The sequence below is a fragment of the Mycobacteroides saopaulense genome (assembly GCF_001456355.1).
Classification (GTDB): domain Bacteria; phylum Actinomycetota; class Actinomycetes; order Mycobacteriales; family Mycobacteriaceae; genus Mycobacterium; species Mycobacterium saopaulense.
This window is the reverse complement of record NZ_CP010271.1, coordinates 3877096-3897683: the sequence shown is the minus strand read 5'-3', so window position 1 is coordinate 3897683 and position 20588 is coordinate 3877096. Positions and strand designations below refer to the sequence as shown.

Genomic DNA, 20588 nt, shown 5'->3' with positions numbered 1-20588 from the left:
ATTCGGCCCTGGGGTCATAGGGGTAGGGGTCTCAGCTGCTGATTGGCCATCTGTTCACCCATTCGTACTAATTGGGATAACCGCCCGCGATCGTTGCCTGTGTTTCCGTGCAGTAAATCTGTACACGCCTGTATCCCAAATAGCGTGCTACTCATTCCATATCGGGTGTGCAACGGGCACATACGCGGCTCTCATGCATGGTCTAATCTTTAACGGCCGGGGAGCACCGTTGAGGTGTTCCGCGTTTTGCAATTTGGGTGCGGATGTCCGAGCATGGTGCCGGATGCGGAGATAGACGAGGAGGGTTCCGATTCTTCGGCTTTTGATGCGTCTGTGGATTCCACTGCTGGTGCTTGCGGTAATTGCTGCCGGCGGATTTACCGTGTCGCGGCTCCACGGCGTTTTCGGTTCGGAAAAGCGCCCTTCTTACGCAGATACAAATGTCAGTGACTCTAAATCGTTTGACCCCAAGAAGATGTCTTATGAGGTTTTCGGGTCACCGGGGAACGTTGCCGATATCAGTTATTTCGACGTCAATGGCGATCCGCTGTTCATTCAAAAAGTGCCACTTCCGTGGTCGGTGAAATTCGAGATCGGCAAGACCACCGCGGTGGGAAGCATCATGGCGCAGGGCGACGGCCGCAGTATCGGGTGCCGCATCATCGTGGACGATGAGGTCAAATCCGAGAAGGTGACAAACCAGACCAACGCGTTTACCTCGTGCCTCCTGAAGGCCGCATGAGCGCGGACGACGGCAAAGGTCAATCGCACCGGCCGGTAATGGCAACCATTATCCGCCGCGGCGCGGTGTTCATTATTCTGGGCTGGCTGGCGATCACGGTCTTGCTGACCGTGAAGGTGCCGCCCCTGGAGATTGTCGAGCGAGAGCATTCGGTCTCACTCAGCCCTCCGGATGCGCCGTCCGTCAAGGCGATGACGCAGATGGGCAAGGTTTTCCAGGAGTCCAATTCCGAGAGTGTCGCGGTGATCGTGCTCGAGGGGGAGAACACCCTCGGCGACGATGCGCACAAGTATTACGACGCCGTCATCCGTCAGTTGAAAGACGATCCGAAGCATGTGCAGCATGTCCAGGATTTCTGGGGTGATCCGCTGACCTCCGGTGCTGCGCAGAGTGCCGACGGAAAAGCCGCTTATGTGCAATTGAATCTCACCGGCCGCTTTGGCCAGGCCGACGCGAATGAATCGGTGGAAGCCGTTCAGAAGGTCGTGAAGGAAACCCCGGGGCTGCCACCGGGGGTCAAGGCATACGTCACGGGACCGGCGGCCGTTGTCTCCGACATGGCCGAGAGTGGAAACCGGACGGTCATTCTCATCACCCTGGTGAGCGTCGGCGTGATCTTCCTGATGCTGCTCCTGCTCTACCGATCGTTCATCACCGTCATCATCTTGCTGTTCACGGTCGGCATCGAGCTGCAGGTCGCGCGAGGACTTGTCGCGTTCCTGGGCATGCACGGGATCGTCGGCCTGACGACGTTCGTCGTCAATCTGCTGGTATCCGTGGGTATCGCTGCGGGAACCGACTACGGCATCTTCTTCGCGGGGCGCTATCAGGAAGCGCGTCAAGCAGGCGAGGATCGCGAATCCGCTTACTACACCACCTACAAGGGTGTGGCGAAGGTGGTCTTGGCATCGGGCCTGACCATTGCCGGCGCGATCGCGTGCCTGCACTTCACCCGCCTGCCGTACTTCAAGCCGCTGGGTATCCCAGGCGCGGTCGGCATCCTGGTCGCGGTGGCGGTCGCGCTCACCCTGGTGCCCGCGTGCATCGCAGTCGGCAGCCGCTTCGGGATCTTCGATCCCAAACGTCAGGTGACGACCCGCAGATGGCGGCGCATCGGTACTGCGATCGTGCGGTGGCCCGGTCCGATCTTCGCCGCGACCGTGGCGATCGCGCTGATCGGACTGTTGACGCTGCCCGGGTACAACCCCAGCTACACCGATGCGAAGTACATCCCGCAAGACATTCCCGCGGTTCAGGGGCTTACCGCCGCCTCGCGGCATTTCCCGGAATCGAAGATGTCTACGCCGGACATCTTGTTGATCGAGGCCAATCACGACATGCGTAATTCGGCCGACCTCCTGGTGTTGAACAGGCTGGCCAAGGCTGTCTTCGCGGTGCCGGGCATCGCCAATGTCCAGTCCATCACCCGGCCCGAGGGCACACAGATCGAACACTCCTCGGTGCCCTTCATGCTGAGCATGTCGAACGCGAGCCAGCGTTTGAGCTTGCCGTTCCAGCGCGCGCGGATGGACGACATGCTCAAGCAGGCCGACGACATGTCGAAGACCATCGCCCTCATGCAGCGCATGTCCGAACTGATGAGTCAGATGGTGGACACCACGCACCGTATGGTCGGCACCACCAAGGACCTCCAGCAGGACATGCGGACGCTCCGGGACCACATCGAGGATTTCGAAGACTTCTGGCGGCCGATCCGCAACTACTTCTATTGGGAGAAGCACTGCTTCGACATCCCGATCTGCTGGTCGATCCGTTCGATCTTCGATGCGCTTGACGGCGTCGACCAGGTGACCGACAAGATGCAGACGCTGGTCGGCGACCTCGACGAGCTAGACAGATTGATGCCGCAGCTGCTCGAACAGTTCCCGATCATGATCGAGACCATGAAGAGCACGCGCGAGTCGATGCTGACGATGCACAGCACGATGTCGGGCATCTTCGCCCAAATGGATGAGTCCACCGAGAACTCGACGGCCATGGGCAAGGCCTTCGACGCCTCGAAGAACGACGACTCTTTCTATCTGCCTCCGGATGTCCTGAAGAACAAGGACTTCCAGCGCGTCATGAAGATCTTCATGTCGCCCGATGGCAAGTCCTCACGCATGCTGATATCCCAGCGGGGAGACCCGGCGACGCCCGAAGGCATTTCACGGGTGGAGCCGATCAAGACCGCGGCGGAAGAAGCGCTCAAGGGAACTCCGCTGGAGCACGCCAAGCTCTCGCTGGCGGGTACGGCGGCCGGTGTCAGCGAGCTGGTGGAGGGTTCCAAATACGATCTGTTGATCGCAGGCGTCGCGGCACTGTGCCTCATTTTCATCATCATGCTGTTGATGACCCGGAGCCTGGTCGCGGCCTTGGTGATCGTCGGCACGGTCGCGCTGTCGCTGGGTGCCTCCTTCGGCCTGTCCGTCCTTGTGTGGCAACACATTTTCGGAATCCAGATCAACTGGGTGGTGCTGGCCATGTCCGTCATCGTGCTGCTCGCGGTGGGATCTGACTACAACCTGTTGCTGGTCTCGCGCATGAAGGAAGAACTCGGTGCGGGACTCAATACCGGCATCATCCGGGCGATGGGCGGCACCGGCAAGGTGGTGACGGCCGCCGGCCTGGTCTTCGCAGCCACCATGGGATCCATGATCGTCAGCGACCTGCTCACCCTCGGGCAGGTGGGAACCACGATCGGCATGGGGCTGTTGTTCGACACCTTGATCGTGCGCGCGTTCATGACGCCCTCGATCGCCGCCCTTCTGGGCCGATGGTTCTGGTGGCCGCTGCAGGTGTCGCCCCGGCCGCGCGGTGCGGTGCACGGATGGAGGGGACCTCGCCTGGTCCGCTCGGTGCTGCAGAGGAACTGATGAGACCGGGAATGAGTGCTGAGACAGACTCAGCGCACTCGCGGCCGTTCATCGCGCGGACAATACGAACGCTGTCGCCTCTGATCATTTTGGGGTGGCTGGTGTTGATTCTGTATACGACACTGGCATCGGTCAATTGGGACTGGAGCAAGGCGATTCCCGCGCTGGAAACCGTGGGGGACGAGCGTTCGGTATCACTCATGCCGCAGGACGCACCGGCCGTCAAGGCCATCATGCGGATGGGCAAGGACTTCGAGGAGTCGAACTCCGACAGTTCCGCGATGATCGTCCTCGAGGGGAAGAATCCGCTCGGCGAGGACGCACATCGGTACTACGCCGAACTGGTTCGCGAGCTGCGGAACGATCCCAAACACGTCGAGCACGTGCAGGATCTGTGGGGCGACCGGTTGACCTCATCGAGTGTGCAGAGTCCCGACGAGAAGGCCGCGTATGTGCAGCTGAATCTCGTGGGAAACCAAGGCACCGCGCAGGGCGACGAGTCCGTGGCCGCGGTCCGGGAGATCGTCAAACGGACGTCCCCGTCGGCTCCGAAGGATGTCGAAACCTATGTGGCCGGTGCTGCGCCATTGGCGTCGGATATGCAGCACGCGGGCAACAAATCGATCCTGAAGATCACCGCGGTCACCGTTGTCATCATCTTCACGCTGTTGCTGATCCTCTATCGGTCAGTCATCACGGTGATCCTGCTGCTGATCATGGTGGGCGTTGAGCTGGCAGCCGCTCGTGGCATCGTCGCGTATCTCGGACACCACGACGTTTTCGTGCTCTCCACGTTCGCCGTCAACATGCTGGTCTTCCTGAGCATCGCGGCCGGTACCGACTACGGAATCTTCTTCTTCGGTCGATATCAGGAGGCGCGTCAGGCGGGCGAGGACCGCGAAACCGCTTATTACACAACGTATCGCAGTGTGGCTCCCGTGGTCTTGGCCTCAGGTCTGACCATCGCCGGAGCCATCCTGTGTCTGCATTTCACCCGGTTGCCGTACTTCCAAACCATGGGTATCCCCTGTGCCATCGGCATGCTGGCCGCGGTCGCGGTGGCGGTGACCCTGGTTCCCGCCGGTATTGCGGTGGCAAGCCGATTCGGGCTGCTCGAACCCAAGCGCATGTTGCGTGTTCAGCGGTGGCGCGGAGTCGGCACGGCAATCGTCCGCTGGCCTGCACCCATCCTGGTCGCCTCGCTGGCGGTGGCACTGGTCGGACTGTCCACCCTTCCGGGCTACAAGACGAGCTATAACGATCGGCTCTACATCTCCAGCGACATTCCGGCCAACCAGGGATTCGCCGCCGCTCAACGCCATTTCTCCGAGTCGCGGCTTACCCCAGACGTATTGCTGATCGAGACCGACCGGGATCTTCGAAACCCCGCGGATTTCCTGGTGTTGAACAAGGTGGCCAAGGCCATTTTCAAGGTGCGTGGGGTCTCGCGGGTCCAGGGGATAACCCGCCCGGAGGGCACGCCGATCGCCAACACATCGGTGCCCTTCTTGCTCAGCTTGCAGAGTGCCGGCCAAGTGCAGGCGACTCGATTTCAGAAGAAGCGCATCGCCGACATGCAAAAGCAGGCCGACGATATGGCCAAGATGATCTCGACGATGCAACGCACGTACGGCGTCATGAAGAAGATGTCCGAGACCACGCACCGGATGACGGCAGACACGCACGAGGTGCAGGAACTCACCGACGACTTGCGGGGCAGTATCGCCCTCTTCGACGACTTCCTCCGGCCGATTCGCAACTACTTCTATTGGGAGAAGCACTGTTTCGACATCCCCATCTGCTGGTCGATCAGATCGATCTTCGATGCGCTGGATGGGGCGGATGCGCTGGACGACGGGTTGGTCAGACTGGTCAAGGACATGGACCAGCTGGACGCGATCATGCCGCAGCTGCTTGTTCAGTTCCCTCAGATGATCGAGGTCATGCAGAGCATGCGGACCTCGGTGCTCACCATGTATGCCACCATGTCGGGTCAGTTCGCTCAGATGGACGAGACCACCGACGACGTGATGGCCATGGGACAGGCTTTTGACGCCTCGAAGAACGACGATTCCTTCTTCCTGCCCCCCGAGGTGTTCAGCAACCCCGACTTCAAACGTGCCATGAGCTCCTTCCTGTCGCCGGACGGAAAGACGGTGCGGTTCATCATTTCCCATAACGGTGACCCCATGTCGCCGGAGGGGATAACGCGGATCGAGCAGGTTCGGAACGCGGCCGAAGAGGCGCTCAAGGGAACACCGCTGGTGGGCGGCAAGGTCTACATCGCCGGGGCCGCGTCGACCGCCAAGGACTGGAAAGACGGTTCCACCTACGACCTGCTGATCGCGGGCATAGCGGCAATCTGTCTGGTGTTCATCATCATGCTCATCACCACCCGAAGTTTCATCGCCGCCTTGGTGATCGTGGGTACGGTGGCGCTGTCCCTGGGTGCGTCGTTCGGCATGTCTGTGCTTCTGTGGCAATACATCTTGGGGATCAATCTGCACTGGATGGTGCTGGCGATGTCGGTGATCATCCTCTTGGCCGTCGGATCCGATTACAACCTGCTGCTGGTCTCCCGAATGAAGGAGGAGTTGGGCGCGGGCCTGAACACGGGCATCATTCGCGCGATGGGCGGCACCGGAAAGGTGGTCACCTCAGCGGGATTGGTGTTCGCGGCGACGATGGCCTCGATGGTTGTCAGTGACCTGCAGATCATCGGTCAGATCGGTACCACCATCGGCCTGGGGCTGCTGTTCGACACTCTGATTGTGCGCTCGTTCATGACCCCGTCGATCGCGGCGCTCCTCGGCCGTTGGTTCTGGTGGCCACAGCGCGTGCGACCACGTCCGCCGAGCGCGCTTCGTCAGCCCGTGGGTGCTGCGGTCGCGGCTCCGTCTTCGGCCCGCCCGGATGACGATGATCCGACCACGGAGCTACCGCGGCTCGACAACTAAGTACGTTGTAGTTCAACCGGTTCAGTACATGAGGGCCCCTGAATAGATACTGAATAGATAAAGGCCGGACGCGAGTTCTCCTCGGCCCGGCCTTTGTCTGGGAAGACTCAGTACTTGTGGCAGCTGCGCACCATCTGCTGGAACACGGGGATGACGTATTCGATGCCCTGGTTGCCTCTGACTTGGTTGATCATGCTCACGCGCTTGTCTTTCGGTGCACCGAGGAACTCTCGCATGAACTGCTGGTTGGGTGGCGACGCGTCGAAGTACTCCGCGGCCATCGGGTTCTCCGCGTGCAGTGCCGCGTTCGCTTGATCGTACGTACAGGTGCTGTTCACCATCTCGTCGGTAACGGGGTCTGCGGAAGCCAGACCCGCCCCGGCGCTCAGCGCCATGGTGATACCGCCGACGGCTGCAATGGTTTTCGTCAGTGACAGTTTGTTCATGTTCTCAAGTGCCTCCTCGTACCGACCACATCAACTTTACGTATTCAGCCACGCTCAAGGCCTGAGGTGTTCCCAGGCCCATACCTATTTATACGTCCCACGATCCGTTGTGTTACCGCCAGCGAGAACATCGGCCTATTTCCGCTGCAAGAGCTGAAGTAGGTAACTTCCATACCCAGATTTGAGTAGCTTTTGGGCACGGGCGGCAAGTTGATCGTCATTGATGAAACCGGCGCGCCATGCAATTTCTTCCGGCACGCCAATTTTCAGACCCTGACGGCGTTCGATGGTGCGGACGTAATCGCTGGCATCCAGCAGCGAATCGAAGGTACCGGTGTCCAACCAGGCCGTTCCGCGCGGAAGGACTTCGACGGAGAGTCGGCCCTGATCGAGGTAGATCTGGTTGATCTCCGTTATCTCGTATTCGCCACGCGCGGACTTCTGAAGCGAGCGCGCGATCTCGATGACGTCGTTGTCGTAGAAGTACAACCCAGGAACCGCGTAATGAGACTTCGGGGACGCGGGCTTTTCTTCCAGGGACAGGGGAACCCCGGCGGCGTCGAACTCGACCACACCGTAAGCCGATGGATTGGCTACCCAGTACGCGAAAATCGCGCCACCGTCGATGTTCTCGAACCTGCGCAGACTCGTACCCAGGCCGGGTCCGTAGAAGACGTTGTCACCCAGCGCGAGCATGGCCGTGTCGGTGCCGATGTGCTCGGCCCCGATGACGAATGCCTGTGCCAGCCCCTCGGGTTCGGGCTGTACGGCGTAGCTCAGGTTGATACCGAATGCCGAGCCGTCGCCGAGAAGGCGCTCGAATGCCGGAGCATCAGCGGGCGTGGTGATCACCAGGATGTCGCGGACGCCGGCCATGATCAGTGTTGACAACGGGTAGTAGACCAGCGGTTTGTCGTAGACCGGCAGCAGCTGCTTACTCACACCCATCGTTATCGGGTGCAGACGAGTGCCCGAGCCGCCTGCGAGAATGATGCCGCGCAATGTCCGCTCCTACTCGACGACAAATACGAAGGATTCGTTGAGTTACGTTGCGGCGGGGACTTTTCTACATTGTCTTAGGCGCAACATGGGCCACCCTATCGCGTATGTAGGCCAGATGCCGGTGGAACCAAATGTTGGTGGTGGCGGCGGTGCGAGTACGTCGCGCAACGCTGGACCTGGACAAGTCCGTCAGGAGTGTACGGCGCGGGTGTGTTTTGCGATGGGATAGCGCGAGACTCGCAGTGCCGGAGGCTCGCTGCTATCGCATTGCCGCTGCCAATCGGGGTAGTTGTTTTACCTGTGGCAATCTGTGAAATTGAATTCATTCGGCCATAGCTGCGTGCTTGTCGTGGAATTTGGAGACGTGCGTACGCCCATTATGTTGAGGCTATCCGTAGCGCGTCAGATCGGTAATAATGACCGGCAGCACTGACGGCCATTCTGCGAGTACGCACGCACATATTTCGGGGAGGTCGAGAACGTCATGAAATTTGCCATGGCAAGTTATGGCACGCGTGGCGATATCGAACCTGCCGTTGCTGTTGGTCGAGAGCTGCAACGCCGTGGCCATGAAGTGCGCATGGCCGTCCCGCCCGATTTGATCGGCTTCACGGAATCGGTCGGGCTTTCTGCGGTGCCTTACGGAATTCATGTGGGGCCGCAGCTCGATGAGTACCGTGACTTGTGGACGTCGTGGACCCGTCACTTTTGGCGGGTCCAGGATCTGACTGCCTTGTGTCGTCAGGCATTGAAACTGGTGACTGAGCAGTGGTCGGAAATGGGCAGGACCCTTGTGTCGGTGGCAGAGGGAGCGGATCTGCTGTCCACCAGCGTGGGCTATGAAGAGCCGGCGGCCAATGTTGCCGAGTTCTACGGGATTCCGCTGGTGGCCCTGCACACAATGCCCTGGCGTCCTAATGGTCAGCTTTTTCCGGCCTTACCTGCGCCGCTGACCCGTACGGCGATGACCGCCTATGACTGGCTGACCTGGCGTGTGACCAAGAGAGCGGAAGATGCGCAACGGCGAGAGCTCGGCTTGCCCAAGGCGACGAGCCCTTCTCCGCAGCGGATAGGTGAGCGTGACTCGCTGGAAGTTCAAGCCTATGACGACATCTGCTTCCAGGGACTGGCCGACGAATGGGCGAAATACGGTGAGCGGCGGCCCTTCGTGGGTGCTCTCACCATGGAGTTGACGACAGAGGCCGATGACGAGGTCATGTCGTGGATAGCCGCGGGTCCGGCACCCATCTGCTTTGCCTCGGGCAGCATTCCGGTCGAATCTCCGGCCGAGACCGTCGAGATGATTAGTTCGGCATGCGCGGAACTGGGGGAGCGCGCGCTGGTGTGCGCCGGTGCAACTGACTTCAGCGGCGTGCGAATCTCCGATCACGTCAAAGTTGTCGGGGTGGTGAACTACGCCGCGGTCTTTCCGGTCAGTCGAGCGATCGTTCATCACGGAGGTTCGGGCACCACAGCGGCCAGCTTGCGTGCGGGCGTACCCACCTTGATCCTGTGGACCGTCGGTGATCAGCCGTTCTGGGGGAATCAGCTCAAGCGTATGAGAGTGGGTACATCCCGACGCTTTTCGACCACGACCCGAGATTCCCTGGTCTCGGATCTGCGCGAGATCCTCACTCCGGAATGCGCCACTCGGGCGCGCGCGATCGCCCCCCACATGTCCAAACCGCACGAGAGTGTCAGGAGAGCAGCCGATCTGCTGGAGACGAGAGCCTCCCGTGCATAGGTCGGTTGCTCGCCGGCCGCTGCCTGTAGCGGATGATCTTCGTGCGACGGAACCGCCATCATCGATATCATTGACCCGGAACGCATTACCGGTGCGTGCCGGTCACCTAGCTGCTCTGAAAAGAACGGGAGGCGTCGGCCTTGTCGAAATCCGTGCTCATTTCCGGTGGTGCAGGATTCATCGGATCCACGCTGTCGTCCCGCCTCGTGCAGGCGGGATACGACGTCGCGGTGATGGACGTCCTACACCCACAGGTACACGCCAGGGGACGTGAGATCGACCTGCCGTCCTCGGTGCGCTTGTTCACCGGAGACGTCACCCACGCGCCCGACTGGGATGCGGTACTGCGTCTGTTCGAGCCCTCTCAGATCGTCCACCTGGCCGCGGAGACGGGTACGGCGCAGTCGCTTTCGGAGGCAACGCGCCATGGCTCGGTCAACGTGGTCGGCACCACCCAGCTCCTTGATGCCCTGAGCCGTTCGGGGCTGGTGCCGGACCAGTTGGTGCTCGCGTCGTCGCGTGCGGTGTATGGCGAAGGCGCCTGGCAGTCCGGGGCACAGGTGTTCTATCCGCGGCCGCGTAGCCACGCACAGCTACTTGCCGGCGAGTGGGATCCGAGGGGGCCTGCCGGTGAATCTGCGACGTCTCTGCCCAGCTGCGCGGGTCGTACGGAGCCCCGCCCGACCAATGTCTATGCGGGCACCAAGCTGGCCCAGGAACACTTGCTGGCAGCGTGGGCCGCAGCTCACGACACGAATCTGAGCGTCCTGCGTCTGCAGAACGTCTACGGGCCCGGTCAATCGCTCACCAATTCGTACACCGGAATCGTCACGCTTTTCGCACGGTTGGCACGCGAGAAACAATCGTTGGAGGTGTACGAGGACGGACGGATAGTCCGTGATTTCGTGTTCATCGACGATGTTGTCGATGCGCTCTTCGCGGCGGTGCACACACCTGCCGTCGAGCGCCGCACCCTTGATATCGGGTCTGGCACTGCGACAACCATTCACGACTTGGCCCGCAAGGTCGCCGATATCTGTGCGGCGCCCGAGCCCGTTGTCGTCGGCAAGTTTCGGGACGGGGATGTGCGCGCGGCAAGCTGCGATATCGACCCGGCAACCGAACGTCTCGCCTGGAGCCCGAAGTGGTCGCTGGAGGATGGTCTGCAGGCACTTCTCGAATGGATCGACAAAGACTGCCCGAATCGTTTTTGAGCAGGCCGGCAGCTGATCGTGGATTGGCGACAGGCCATCCGCGGTACTCATGAATTATCAGTTGTGACAATGTTTTTCCAACCTGGTGTGGAAATTCCGGAAAGCGTGTTTAGGGACTGGGATGGCGATACGATGACGCTCCCAGCGAAAAGTGGCGGAGGCGCATGAAGCTCGGTTCTGTATTCGATCCACGAAACAACGCGCTGAACGCATGTCGGCTCGCGCTGGCGACCGAGGTGATCCTTTTCCACTCGTTCCCACTCACGGGGCGTGTGGTGGAATCACACGCAATACTTCAACTGCTGTTCTCGGTGGGAGTTGACGGATTCTTCGCGCTTTCAGGCTTTCTGATCACCGCAAGTTGGCTCCGCGACCCCAACGCGCGTGATTACTTCGTGGCGCGGGCTCTCCGAATCCTGCCGGGCTATTACGTCGTTCTCGCGGTGACGGCGTTTGTCATCGCGCCGCTGAGCGTGGCGATCCAGGGCGGCTCGGCGGCGAGGCTGCTCTTCTCCGGTGCGCCGATCGAGTACGTGTTGAAGAACAGTGCGCTGGTGCAGCTCCAGTTCGACGTGGGCGGGACACCGCGCGATATCCCCTACGCGGGAATCTGGAACGCGTCTTTGTGGTCGCTCGTTTTCGAGGTGATGTGCTACATCGCCGTGGCTGGACTCGGTCTGCTGGGGCTCGCGAGCCGTCGATGGACCGCGCCCGCGATACTGATCCTGGCGACGATTGCGGCGATCTTGTTGCCGCCGCTGACCTTCCCCGGGGTATGGACCATCCCGCAGCTTGCGGTGCGGAGCGCCATCATGTTTTCCGCTGGTGCGCTCTTGTATCAGTGGCGAGACGTGATACCGGCCCGCTGGTCACTTGTGGCGGTGAGCGTGGTGATCGTGCTGGCTTCGGGCATGCTGCCCGATTATCGGGTGATCGGTGCGCTCCCGCTCGCGTACGCCGTGGTGGTGTCGGGCGTGCTGATCAAGAACAGGCGCATGAACATCCACACAGACTTGTCCTACGGCGTCTACATATATGCCTCTCCCACGCAGCAGCTATTGGCTGTCGCGGGGTTGTACAGCTTGAATCCTTTTGTTTTCTTTGGTATTTCGACGGCAGCAACGTTGGTACCCGCGGCATTCAGCTGGTTCCTGATCGAGAAGCGCGCATTGGCGCTGAAGTCGCGGCTCAAACGGAAGCGTGCTGGCATCCCCACCGCGAGCCCCAGTGCGTCGGCGTCCGCGGATGTCTCGGTGCCGCGTGAATGCGCGCTGTCGCCACAGGAAGACGGTTAGCATGGCGATGTTGCCGGAAACTTGTCGGTAGGCTGATTTGTATGGCATCTGGGAATTCTGAGAACGGGCTGTGTTCTTCGAACATCAAAGAACAGCAAAGGATTCCGTGACCATGCCGCTCTTTCGCCTGGCTCTGCAGCGCAAACCGCCGTTCATAGCGCGACGTTATCCGTACGGAGGCCGTCGCCGGATGCTCGACGCTCTGGGCCCGGATTTGGCCCGGACAGTTTCGATGCTCGCCGATGACACGACACCCGCGGATATCCCGATCGGTCGGATATTCGAGGATGCCGACAAGGTTCACAAGTTGCGTCATTATCTGCCGATCTACCAGGAGGCCCTCACTCGGACCGCGCGGATGCTCGAGATCGGGGTAGACCGGGGCGGGTCCCTGCAGATGTGGCGGAAACACCTGCCAGAGGCGACGATCGTGGGCCTGGACATCAATCCCGAGTCCGCGCAGCACGACGATCCCGAGCGCGGAATTCACGTGCGGATCGGTGATCAGACCGATACCCAATTTCTTGGCGCCGTGGTCGACGAGTTGGGGCCATTCGACACCGTGCTCGACGATGGCGGGCACACCCCGAAGCAGATCATCGGGTCGTTCAGGTACCTGTTTCCGCGCCTGCGTCCCGGTGGGGTGTACATCGTGGAGGATGTGTGCGCCAACTACTGGACGATCTATCGCGATCAGCGTGAATCATTCATCGACTTCACGAAGTGGCTGATGGATGCGATGCATGCCCACTATCTGCAGATGAAGTCGGTTTACCAGATCATGGAGGGTCATCCCCGGCGGCTCGGGGAGGTCGAGGTGCCCCTTGCTGCCACTATCATCGACCGGATCGAGGTGTTCGACTCCGTGGTCGTGATTCACAGGGCCCACGAACCCAAGACGCTCCCTCGTGCGGTGTTCCGATGAAGCCGAATATCAATGATGCGACGCGAGATCTGCGGCCTTAGTGAGCCTCATATATTTGGCGACATTCGTTCATAAGAATTTTTGACAGATTCCGCTGAAAATGCAGTCCTCGCAAGGGAGTAGCCAGGCGCGAAACGCGTCGACGGAGTCGTGAGGGCGGCTATTCTTAGCGCTGGGACGGGACACCGGCATTTCGAGATAGGGGCAGTTCTTGACCGTGACCGATTACGACACTCGATCCGCATATCTGGATCTGCTTCGGCAGGACCTCACCAGATACGGAGTTGACGAACTTGTGCCAGTGGGTTGGAACTGGCTGCACCGTCCCTTTGTGAAATTTGGCGACTACGTGCTCGTGCGCAAGCGTCCGTTCGACGCGCACAAGCGGGACCTGGGTCTGGACTGGCCGGCCGATGCGCTGACGATGATCGGCATGCAGCGCCTCAAGAGTCTGCAGCAGTGCGTTGAGACAGCTCTCGCCGATGACGTGCCCGGAGACCTCGTCGAATGCGGCGTATGGCGTGGCGGCGCGTCCATCTTGATGCGTGCGGTACTGGCCGCGTATGGGGACACGACGCGCAACGTATGGCTTTGCGATTCGTTCGAGGGCGTGCCTCCCCCCGACACCGCGCACTACAAGGCGGACAAGGGAGACAGGCTGCACCTTGCGGCGCCCATCCTGGCGGTGACGGAAAAGAATGTCAGGGCGAATTTCCAACGCTACGGGCTGTTGGACGAGCAGGTTCGTTTTGTTCCCGGCTGGTTCAAAGACACGCTGCATGATGCTCCGATCGAACAAATCGCGGTATTGCGGCTGGACGGCGACCTCTACGAATCCACAATCCAGGCGCTCGACGGGCTCTACGCGCGTTTGTCTCCCGGGGGTTTTTGCATCATCGATGATTACCACGCGCTTGACTCGTGCAAACAAGCCGTCACGGATTATCGGGCGAAGCATGGGATAACCGCGGAGATCGTGGAAATTGACGGGACCGGTGTGTTTTGGCGTAAGGAATGACGGCGTCCTGACTCCCGTGAAACGCGATACCCGAAAGGCGTAAGAGGCGATGAAGTTTGTGCTGGCGAGCTACGGAACGCGGGGCGATATCGAACCCTCTCTTGTCGTGGCTCGTGAACTACAGCGCCGGGGGCACGACGTGGTCATGGCCGTGCCTCCCGACTTGATGAGCTTCACGGAATCGGCAGGGCTGGAGACCGTTTCCTACGGGTTGGACACCAAGACCTGGCTTGATGTGTATCGCAATTTCTGGACGTTCTTCTTCCATACCTTCTGGAGGGTGCGGGAGATCCGGACCATGTGGCGTCAGATGTGGGAGCTCAGCGATGAGTGCTGGGCGCAGATGAACACCACGCTGATGTCCGCAGCCGAGGGTGCCGACGTGTTGTTCGCGGGGCAGAGCTATCAGGAGCCGGCCGCCAATGTGGCTGAGTACCATGACATTCCATTGGTCACGCTTCATCACATCCCGATGCGGCCCAACGGTCAGCTGGTCACCATCCTGCCCTCGCGGCTAGGGCGTGCCGCAATGACAGTCTTCGATTGGTTGGCCTGGCGCCTGAATAAGAAGGTGGAGGACACGCAGCGGCGTGAGCTGGGGTTGCCGAAGGCGTCGAGCCCGTCTCCGCAGCGGATCGCGCAGCGCGGTTCGTTGGAGATTCAGGGCTACGACGAGGCGTGCTTCCCCGGTCTGGCGGACGAATGGGCGCAGTGGGAGGGCTTGCGGCCGTTCGTCGGCTCACTGACCATGGCGATGACCGTGGAGGCCGACGAGGAGGTCGCCTCGTGGATCGCTGCGGGAACGCCGCCGATCTTCTTCGGATTCGGCAGCATGCCGGTTGAGTCCCCCGCTGCCGCCCTCGACATGATCGGTTCGGCGTGCGCCGAACTGGGCGAGCGGGCGCTCATCGGTGCCGGGTGGAGCGACTTTGGCGACGCTCGGTTGCCCGAGCATGTGAAGGTCGTGGGCGCGGTGAATTATGCGACGGTCTTTCCGGCGTGCCGGGCCGTCGTACATCACGGGGGTTCGGGCACCACCGCAGCCAGCCTGCGCGCCGGCGTTCCCACGTTGATCTTGTCGATGGACGCCAATCAAACGCTGTGGGGCGGTCAGATCAAGAAGCTGAAGGTCGGTACCACACGACGCTTTTCGACCACCACCCGCGAGTCGCTGGTCGCCGACCTGCGGCGAATTCTGGCGCCGGACTACCTCGATCGGGCGCGTGAGCTCGCGATCGGTATGACCAAACCCGGTGAGAGTGCTGTCGCCGCCGCCGACGCCATGGAGCGGTTCGCGCGGGCACGGTGTTCGGCATGACTGAAGCCGGTGGGGAGCGATCGGTCAGGGGGCTGACGCTGGGTCAGGTGTTCGACCCGCGAAACAACGCGCTGAATGCGTGGCGTCTGGTACTGGCGGTGAGTGTCATCTACTGGCATTCATGGCCGCTGACCGGCCGAACGATTCCGTACCGCCCGTTCGAGCAGCTGATCGAGCAGGTGGGCGTGGATGGCTTCTTCGCGGTCTCGGGATTTCTCATCACCGCGAGCTGGCTGCGCAAGCCCAAGCTTCGAGACTTCGCCATCGCCCGCGGGCTACGCATCTTTCCCGGACTCTGGGTATGTCTACTGATCATCGCGTTCGTGATCGCTCCGATCAGCGTTCTCATCCAGGGCGGCTCGGTCTCGGCGTTGTTCGCGTCGCACAAACCGATCGAGTACGTACTCAACAACGGCCTGCTCAACGTGTACTACGCCGGGGTGGACGGCACTCCACGGGGCGTCCCGTGGCCGGGGGTTTGGAACGGGTCGATCTGGACGCTCGTCTTCGAGATGATCTGCTATATAGCGGTTGCCGTGCTGGGAGTGGCGGGCCTACTGAAGCGGCGATGGGTTGTTCCCGCGGCATTCGTGTTCTTTCTGTGCGCCACGGCATATCTTTCGTATCCGGTCTTCGCGGCGACATCGATTCCGCAGATGGTGGCGCGATTCGCCGTCATGTTCGCGGCCGGGGCCCTGCTGAACCAGTACAAGGACCGCATTCCCGCGCGTTGGTCCCTTGTCGCGCTCAGCGTTGTCATCGTGCTGGCGTCCGGGCTGCTCGAGAACTACCGGGATATTGCGGCACTGCCGTTGGCCTACGCGGTCATAGTCTCTGGCGCACTCATCCACAACCCACGATTGAATCTGCGAAACGACCTGTCCTACGGCACGTACATCTATGCATATCCCATCCAGCAACTGTTGGTGATTTTGGGGCTGGGCAGCCTGAATCTGCTGTTGTTCTTCGCCATTGCGACGGCCGCGACCGTACCGTTGGCGGCCTTCAGCTGGTTTGTGGTGGAAAAGCACGCGATCGCGCTGAAGTCTCGGCTTACGCGGAAGAAGGTATCGGCAGTCGACGAGGCACCGCCTATACCTGTTGACCGTGACGCGGTTTGACAGTGACAATTACCATTGATCAGCTTGTGAGCCATAGCGATTCGGTCCGATTGAATCTATTCGCTGCGCGCTTTTCTCGTCTCCATACTGATGGCGGATGCTATCGTTTCCGCTGTGGCAGATGAGCTATCGCTCCGTACCCGTATCCAGCTGTGGGCGGTTCGCAAGGAGTATTGGCTTGCGCGCACCCTTCTCCCCAAGGTCTATTCGAACGACGCGCTGGTTTGTTTCAACAGCCATGCGTTCCTTGATGATCCGGACTTTCAACGTGCCTATGAGCGCGGCGTTCGCGCGCTAGGTGGCACGGACTGGTACCAGTGGCACTGGCGGGTGCATGTCGGGCTCTGGGCGGCCGCGAGCGCCAACAAGGTGAAGGGTGATTTCGTCGAGTGCGGCGTCAGCTACGGATTCTTGAGCAGCGCCATCATGGAGTACCTCGACTGGGATCGGTTGGGCAAGACCTTCTACTTGCTCGACACGTTCGCGGGTCTCGATCCGCGGTTCGTCAGCGCGGGTGAGCGCAGTGCGGGGGCGCTTGAAAAAAGCGACAAGCTGGTGAAAAACGGCATGTATGTGAGTTCCGTGGACAGCGTCAAGGCGAACTTCGCGCAGTGGAGGAATCAGCGCGTCATCGTCGGGGCGGTGCCGGAGACGCTTGCGGAAGTGGACGCCGAGGCGGTTGCGTTCCTTCATATCGATATGAATTGCGCTCCACCTGAAGTAGAGACGTTGCGATACTTTTGGCCGCGATTGTCACCGGGGGCGTTCGTGCTCCTGGACGACTACGCAAACCGTGGTCGCGATGAGCAGCGCATTGCCATGGACGAGGTGGCGCGCGAATTGGGTGTGCACGTGGTCGCCTTGCCGACGGGGCAGGGACTCATCATCAAGCCGCCTCAGTAGCGCAGCGGCCTTCACCCCGCTGCGCGGCGGGCAGTGCTTTCGAAAAGGTCGGCGGCCTTGACGACGCTTTCCTCGGGACTGGTCATCTGTGTGGCCAGTGCACGGGCCTCGACTGCGTACTCCGGGGCAAGGATCCGTCGTAGATCTGCCACCAGTGTTTTCCGATTGGTTGCCGAGAAGCGTCGGGCGGCACCGACTTTCAATCTGCCGAGCTGGTTTCCCCAGTATGGCTGGTCCGCGGAGCTCCACAGGACCAGGGTGGGGACGCCGGCCCGTAGGCTTGCTGCCGTGGTGCCCGAGCCGCCGTGGTGAACTATGGCACGACTGGCGGCGAAGACCGCCGCGTAGTTGACCGCTCCGACGACCTTGACGTGGTCGGGAACGGCGATATCGCCGAAATCGGTACCTCCGGCGCAGACCAGGGCGCGCTCACCCAGTTCCGCACAGGCAGAGCTGATCATTTCGATTGTCTCGGCTGGAGATTCGAGAGGAATACTGCCGGTCGCAAAGCAAATCGGCGGTGTCCCCGCGGCGAGCCAGGAGGCCACGTCCTGGTCAGCGTCGGTGGCTAGTCCCATCGTGAGCGCCCCGACGAACGGTCGTCTGCCGTTCCATTTCGCCCATTCCGCGGCCAGTCCGGGAACGGAAACCGCGTCGTAGGCCTGGACTTCCACTGCTCCCCGACGCGCGGTGCGAGGTGCCGAAGGGCCGGTCGCCCGGGGCAGGCCGAGGGCGCTTCGCTGTGCGTCTTCAGCGTCTTTCGTGGCGCGCCACAGCAGCCATTCGGAAAGTACTCCGCCGGATCGGACAAGCGGCGCAGGCAGCATCGGCAGTAGTTGGCCGTTGGGACGCATCGGGAAGTGGTGCAGCATGATCAGTGGAATCTCGTAGTACTCGGCTACGTTGCCGGCGGATTGCTCGAAATTCAGCCCCGTAGACAACAAGTCCGCGCCTCGCGCCAGCGAGAGCAGCGTGGCATTGGTGTCTGCCCAGTATCGAGCGATCGGGGCCCAAAGTTCACGCAGCGAACCGACGGGGTTGCGTACCAATTGCGCCCAGAAATTCCGGAGGAACTCCTCGTGCAGGAAGTCCTGCAGTTTCGGCCCATAGGGCACGGTGGCAAGACCCGTGGATTCCGCGAAGGCGATGAGGTCGGGTGGAACAGCAACGCGCACCTCGTGTCCGCGGCGCATCAGTTCGCATCCAACGCTGACGGACGGCTCGACATCGCCTCGGGTTCCGTAGCACGCCAGCGCAAACTTCATACTGTTCCTGGTCCTTCACTGGTCGTTGCGTCGGTAGACCCGAATGCTTGTCATTATCTCCGGTTCTTCAACTGTCGCAAGGCAGTTCAGAGTTGATAAGCCGGTCCTGAGTCCAAACCTCTGACATACTTCGTCGATGGTACGGAGTCATGCCGCTGCGAGGTCGCGAGACTGGGTCATGTTCAAGTTGAACGCGGTGTTCACGCAGCGGGTTCAGAAATTCATCTATCGGCATGCCACCCGTAAGCTCGAAACCGAGGATGTCGTATTCCTCAATTACGGATACGAAGAGGATCCGGCGATGGGTGTCCAGTTGTCGGCTTCCGATGAGCCCGATCGCTATTCCATTCAGCTGTACCACAGCACGGCTATTCAGTCGGATCTCGACGGTCGACGAGTGTTAGAGGTCGGGTGCGGCCATGGGGGCGGCGCCTCGTACCTGAAACGGGCCCTGAATCCGGCTTCTTATACCGGCCTGGATCTGAACCCGGACGGCATCGACTTCTGTCGTAGGCGGCACGATCTGCCGGGCCTGGAGTTCGTACAGGGAGACGCGGAGAGCCTGCCATTTCCCGATCAGTCTTTTGATGTGGTGATCAATGTCGAGTCCTCGCATCTCTACCCCCATTTCCCGGTCTTCCTCACCGAAGTGGCGCGAGTGCTGCGCCCCGGTGGAGATTTTCTCTACACAGATGCGCGCAGCGTTCAGGACGTCGCCGGTTGGAAGGTCGCGCTCGCGAATGCGCCCTTGCGCATGGTGTCGGAGCGCGGAATCAATGCGGAGGTGCGACGGGGGATGGAGAAAAACCTGGCACGGTGGCGATACGTCATCGACCGTGCCACCCCAGCCCTTCTTCGTGGTGTAGTCCGCAGATTTGCGCCCGCGCAGCGCGCCTACGACGATCTGCGCAGCGGAGGGTCGGTGGAATACCGCATGTACCGCTTCGTCAAGGCCTAGGTGATGCCGCAGATTCGTCTTGCGGCAAGGAATTTCATGGTCGCGCACCTGCAGATGGGTATAGTTGAGTAATGAACGTCGTCGAGTCGATAGAACGCGGTCTGGACTGGCTGGCGACGCCCCGACATTTACCCGGGCGTCTTGAGATGGAGACGCGGCGGGGGAGACGTTTGGAGCTGGAAGTCGTGTCCGTCGCAATCCGGCTGCCGATCCTGTCAGGTGCCACGGTGCGACTCCCGGTCTTCGTGATGTTGATGCCGGCGGGGTCTTCTCCCATTGATGGGACTCATGCACGCGCTGAGCAGCCGGACAACTAGCTCGTTTTCGTAACGGCGCGCCACGTATTGCGCGTGTACCTTGGTCTCCAGTCGAATATGCGGTCACCGAAAGAGGCCTAACGGTACCCCGGTGGGGCCTTTCGGAGCGTTTCGGCACACTTTGACGGATGCGCGACAATGGGCGTGCTGTGAGCTCGCTGTGCGCCGGATTATGGGCGCTTCCGCGGTGCCCGGTGCGTTATGGGCGTGCGGCCCATAACGATGTTTTTCGCGTAATTCGTTGTCGCGCCGGTGGTAGGCGCTGGGGTGGTCAAACGACTGTGGATATCGGCCGTATTTCTTATAGACGAGAATCTAATTCGTAGCGGTTTGTCACCACATTTACTTCCAGATGTCTCACTTCTATCTCATTCTGTTGCTAGCCCAGCCTGGAGGGTGCAGTTTTGAGCCTGAATCTTTATTCAGGTCGCCGTGAGTTCATTCAGCACGCACCTGGCCGTAACACGTACGGTGCGTCGCGCAATTA

16 protein-coding genes are annotated in these 20588 nt (G+C 60.8%); 13 read left to right on the top strand and 3 right to left on the bottom strand.

Translation table 11 applies throughout. The features are described 5' to 3' along the window. The first annotated feature begins 325 nt into the window (after positions 1-325). The 3 genes from MYCSP_RS19510 to MYCSP_RS19500 are packed head-to-tail and all read left to right on the top strand — an operon-like array spanning position 326 to position 6575. Entirely contained in the window at positions 326-742 is a 417-nt protein-coding gene (locus MYCSP_RS19510) for an MmpS family protein (RefSeq protein ID WP_083335648.1), read from the top strand. Continuing rightward, positions 739-3618: an MMPL/RND family transporter gene (locus tag MYCSP_RS19505; RefSeq protein ID WP_070909140.1), complete on the top strand. Its 2880-nt coding sequence runs from the start codon at positions 739-741 to the stop codon at positions 3616-3618. The genes MYCSP_RS19510 and MYCSP_RS19505 overlap by 4 nt, the downstream gene beginning before the upstream one ends. A gap of 11 nt (positions 3619-3629) precedes the next feature. Next, the gene (locus MYCSP_RS19500; RefSeq protein WP_209435417.1) at positions 3630-6575 is read left to right on the top strand and encodes an MMPL/RND family transporter; all 2946 of its coding nucleotides are present in this window, start codon (positions 3630-3632) and stop codon (positions 6573-6575) included. Between the two features lie 107 nt (positions 6576-6682). On the opposite strand, the gene MYCSP_RS19495 is transcribed toward MYCSP_RS19500, so the two are convergent. Both MYCSP_RS19495 and rfbA read right to left on the bottom strand, forming a co-directional pair. Further along, complete coding sequence (locus MYCSP_RS19495; RefSeq protein ID WP_070909141.1) at positions 6683-7021, bottom strand: hemophore-related protein; 339 nt, start codon at positions 7019-7021, stop codon at positions 6683-6685. Positions 7022-7156: 135 nt separating this feature from the next. Then, on the bottom strand, positions 7157-8023 hold the full coding sequence (gene rfbA / locus MYCSP_RS19490) for a glucose-1-phosphate thymidylyltransferase RfbA (protein ID WP_070909142.1): 867 nt from the start codon (positions 8021-8023) through the stop codon (positions 7157-7159). A gap of 484 nt (positions 8024-8507) precedes the next feature. Here rfbA and MYCSP_RS19485 point away from each other — a divergent pair, with 484 nt between their 5' ends. From MYCSP_RS19485 to MYCSP_RS19450, 8 genes are all read left to right on the top strand, one after another. Beyond that, positions 8508-9767, top strand: a complete 1260-nt coding sequence (locus MYCSP_RS19485; protein ID WP_083014824.1) for a glycosyltransferase — start codon at positions 8508-8510, stop codon at positions 9765-9767. A 152-nt stretch (positions 9768-9919) separates the two neighbouring features. After that, complete coding sequence (locus MYCSP_RS19480) at positions 9920-10981, top strand: NAD-dependent epimerase/dehydratase family protein (protein WP_083014827.1); 1062 nt, start codon at positions 9920-9922, stop codon at positions 10979-10981. Between the two features lie 164 nt (positions 10982-11145). Continuing rightward, positions 11146-12276, top strand: coding sequence for an acyltransferase family protein (locus tag MYCSP_RS19475; protein WP_088414796.1), 1131 nt, complete (start codon positions 11146-11148; stop codon positions 12274-12276). A gap of 190 nt (positions 12277-12466) precedes the next feature. Then, positions 12467-13201 (top strand): class I SAM-dependent methyltransferase, encoded by a 735-nt coding sequence (locus tag MYCSP_RS19470; protein ID WP_070909146.1) that lies wholly within the window; start codon positions 12467-12469, stop codon positions 13199-13201. A gap of 217 nt (positions 13202-13418) precedes the next feature. Continuing rightward, complete coding sequence (locus MYCSP_RS19465) at positions 13419-14219, top strand: TylF/MycF family methyltransferase (protein ID WP_070909147.1); 801 nt, start codon at positions 13419-13421, stop codon at positions 14217-14219. A 49-nt stretch (positions 14220-14268) separates the two neighbouring features. Further along, entirely contained in the window at positions 14269-15537 is a 1269-nt protein-coding gene (locus tag MYCSP_RS19460; RefSeq protein ID WP_088414794.1) for a glycosyltransferase, read from the top strand. Next, a complete protein-coding gene (locus MYCSP_RS19455; RefSeq protein ID WP_083014841.1) occupies positions 15534-16658 on the top strand; it encodes an acyltransferase family protein in 1125 nt (374 codons plus the stop codon). The genes MYCSP_RS19460 and MYCSP_RS19455 overlap by 4 nt, the downstream gene beginning before the upstream one ends. 114 nt (positions 16659-16772) lie before the next feature. Further along, positions 16773-17561 (top strand): TylF/MycF/NovP-related O-methyltransferase, encoded by a 789-nt coding sequence (locus tag MYCSP_RS19450; protein ID WP_083015007.1) that lies wholly within the window; start codon positions 16773-16775, stop codon positions 17559-17561. Between the two features lie 11 nt (positions 17562-17572). Here MYCSP_RS19450 and MYCSP_RS19445 read toward each other — a convergent pair whose 3' ends face one another. Then, the gene (locus MYCSP_RS19445) at positions 17573-18826 is read right to left on the bottom strand and encodes a glycosyltransferase (protein ID WP_083014844.1); all 1254 of its coding nucleotides are present in this window, start codon (positions 18824-18826) and stop codon (positions 17573-17575) included. 178 nt (positions 18827-19004) lie between these two features. Between MYCSP_RS19445 and mtf2 the strand changes: the two genes are divergently transcribed. Further along, positions 19005-19784: a fatty-acid O-methyltransferase Mtf2 gene (mtf2, locus tag MYCSP_RS19440; RefSeq protein WP_083014847.1), complete on the top strand. Its 780-nt coding sequence runs from the start codon at positions 19005-19007 to the stop codon at positions 19782-19784. Between the two features lie 71 nt (positions 19785-19855). Continuing rightward, positions 19856-20101 (top strand): hypothetical protein, encoded by a 246-nt coding sequence (locus tag MYCSP_RS19435; protein ID WP_070909152.1) that lies wholly within the window; start codon positions 19856-19858, stop codon positions 20099-20101. Positions 20102-20588 lie beyond the last annotated feature (487 nt).

Coding starts and splice junctions, on each gene's coding strand:
- MYCSP_RS19495 (WP_070909141.1), bottom strand. CDS start 7,021: ATGAACAAACTGTCACTGACGAAAACCATTGCAGCCGTCGGCGGTATC.
- MYCSP_RS19475 (WP_088414796.1), top strand. CDS start 11,146: ATGAAGCTCGGTTCTGTATTCGATCCACGAAACAACGCGCTGAACGCA.
- mtf2 (WP_083014847.1), top strand. CDS start 19,005: ATGTTCAAGTTGAACGCGGTGTTCACGCAGCGGGTTCAGAAATTCATC.
- MYCSP_RS19445 (WP_083014844.1), bottom strand. CDS start 18,826: ATGAAGTTTGCGCTGGCGTGCTACGGAACCCGAGGCGATGTCGAGCCG.
- MYCSP_RS19455 (WP_083014841.1), top strand. CDS start 15,534: ATGACTGAAGCCGGTGGGGAGCGATCGGTCAGGGGGCTGACGCTGGGT.
- MYCSP_RS19510 (WP_083335648.1), top strand. CDS start 326: ATGCGTCTGTGGATTCCACTGCTGGTGCTTGCGGTAATTGCTGCCGGC.
- MYCSP_RS19485 (WP_083014824.1), top strand. CDS start 8,508: ATGAAATTTGCCATGGCAAGTTATGGCACGCGTGGCGATATCGAACCT.
- MYCSP_RS19500 (WP_209435417.1), top strand. CDS start 3,630: ATGAGTGCTGAGACAGACTCAGCGCACTCGCGGCCGTTCATCGCGCGG.
- MYCSP_RS19470 (WP_070909146.1), top strand. CDS start 12,467: ATGCTCGACGCTCTGGGCCCGGATTTGGCCCGGACAGTTTCGATGCTC.
- MYCSP_RS19505 (WP_070909140.1), top strand. CDS start 739: ATGAGCGCGGACGACGGCAAAGGTCAATCGCACCGGCCGGTAATGGCA.
- MYCSP_RS19435 (WP_070909152.1), top strand. CDS start 19,856: ATGAACGTCGTCGAGTCGATAGAACGCGGTCTGGACTGGCTGGCGACG.
- MYCSP_RS19460 (WP_088414794.1), top strand. CDS start 14,269: ATGAAGTTTGTGCTGGCGAGCTACGGAACGCGGGGCGATATCGAACCC.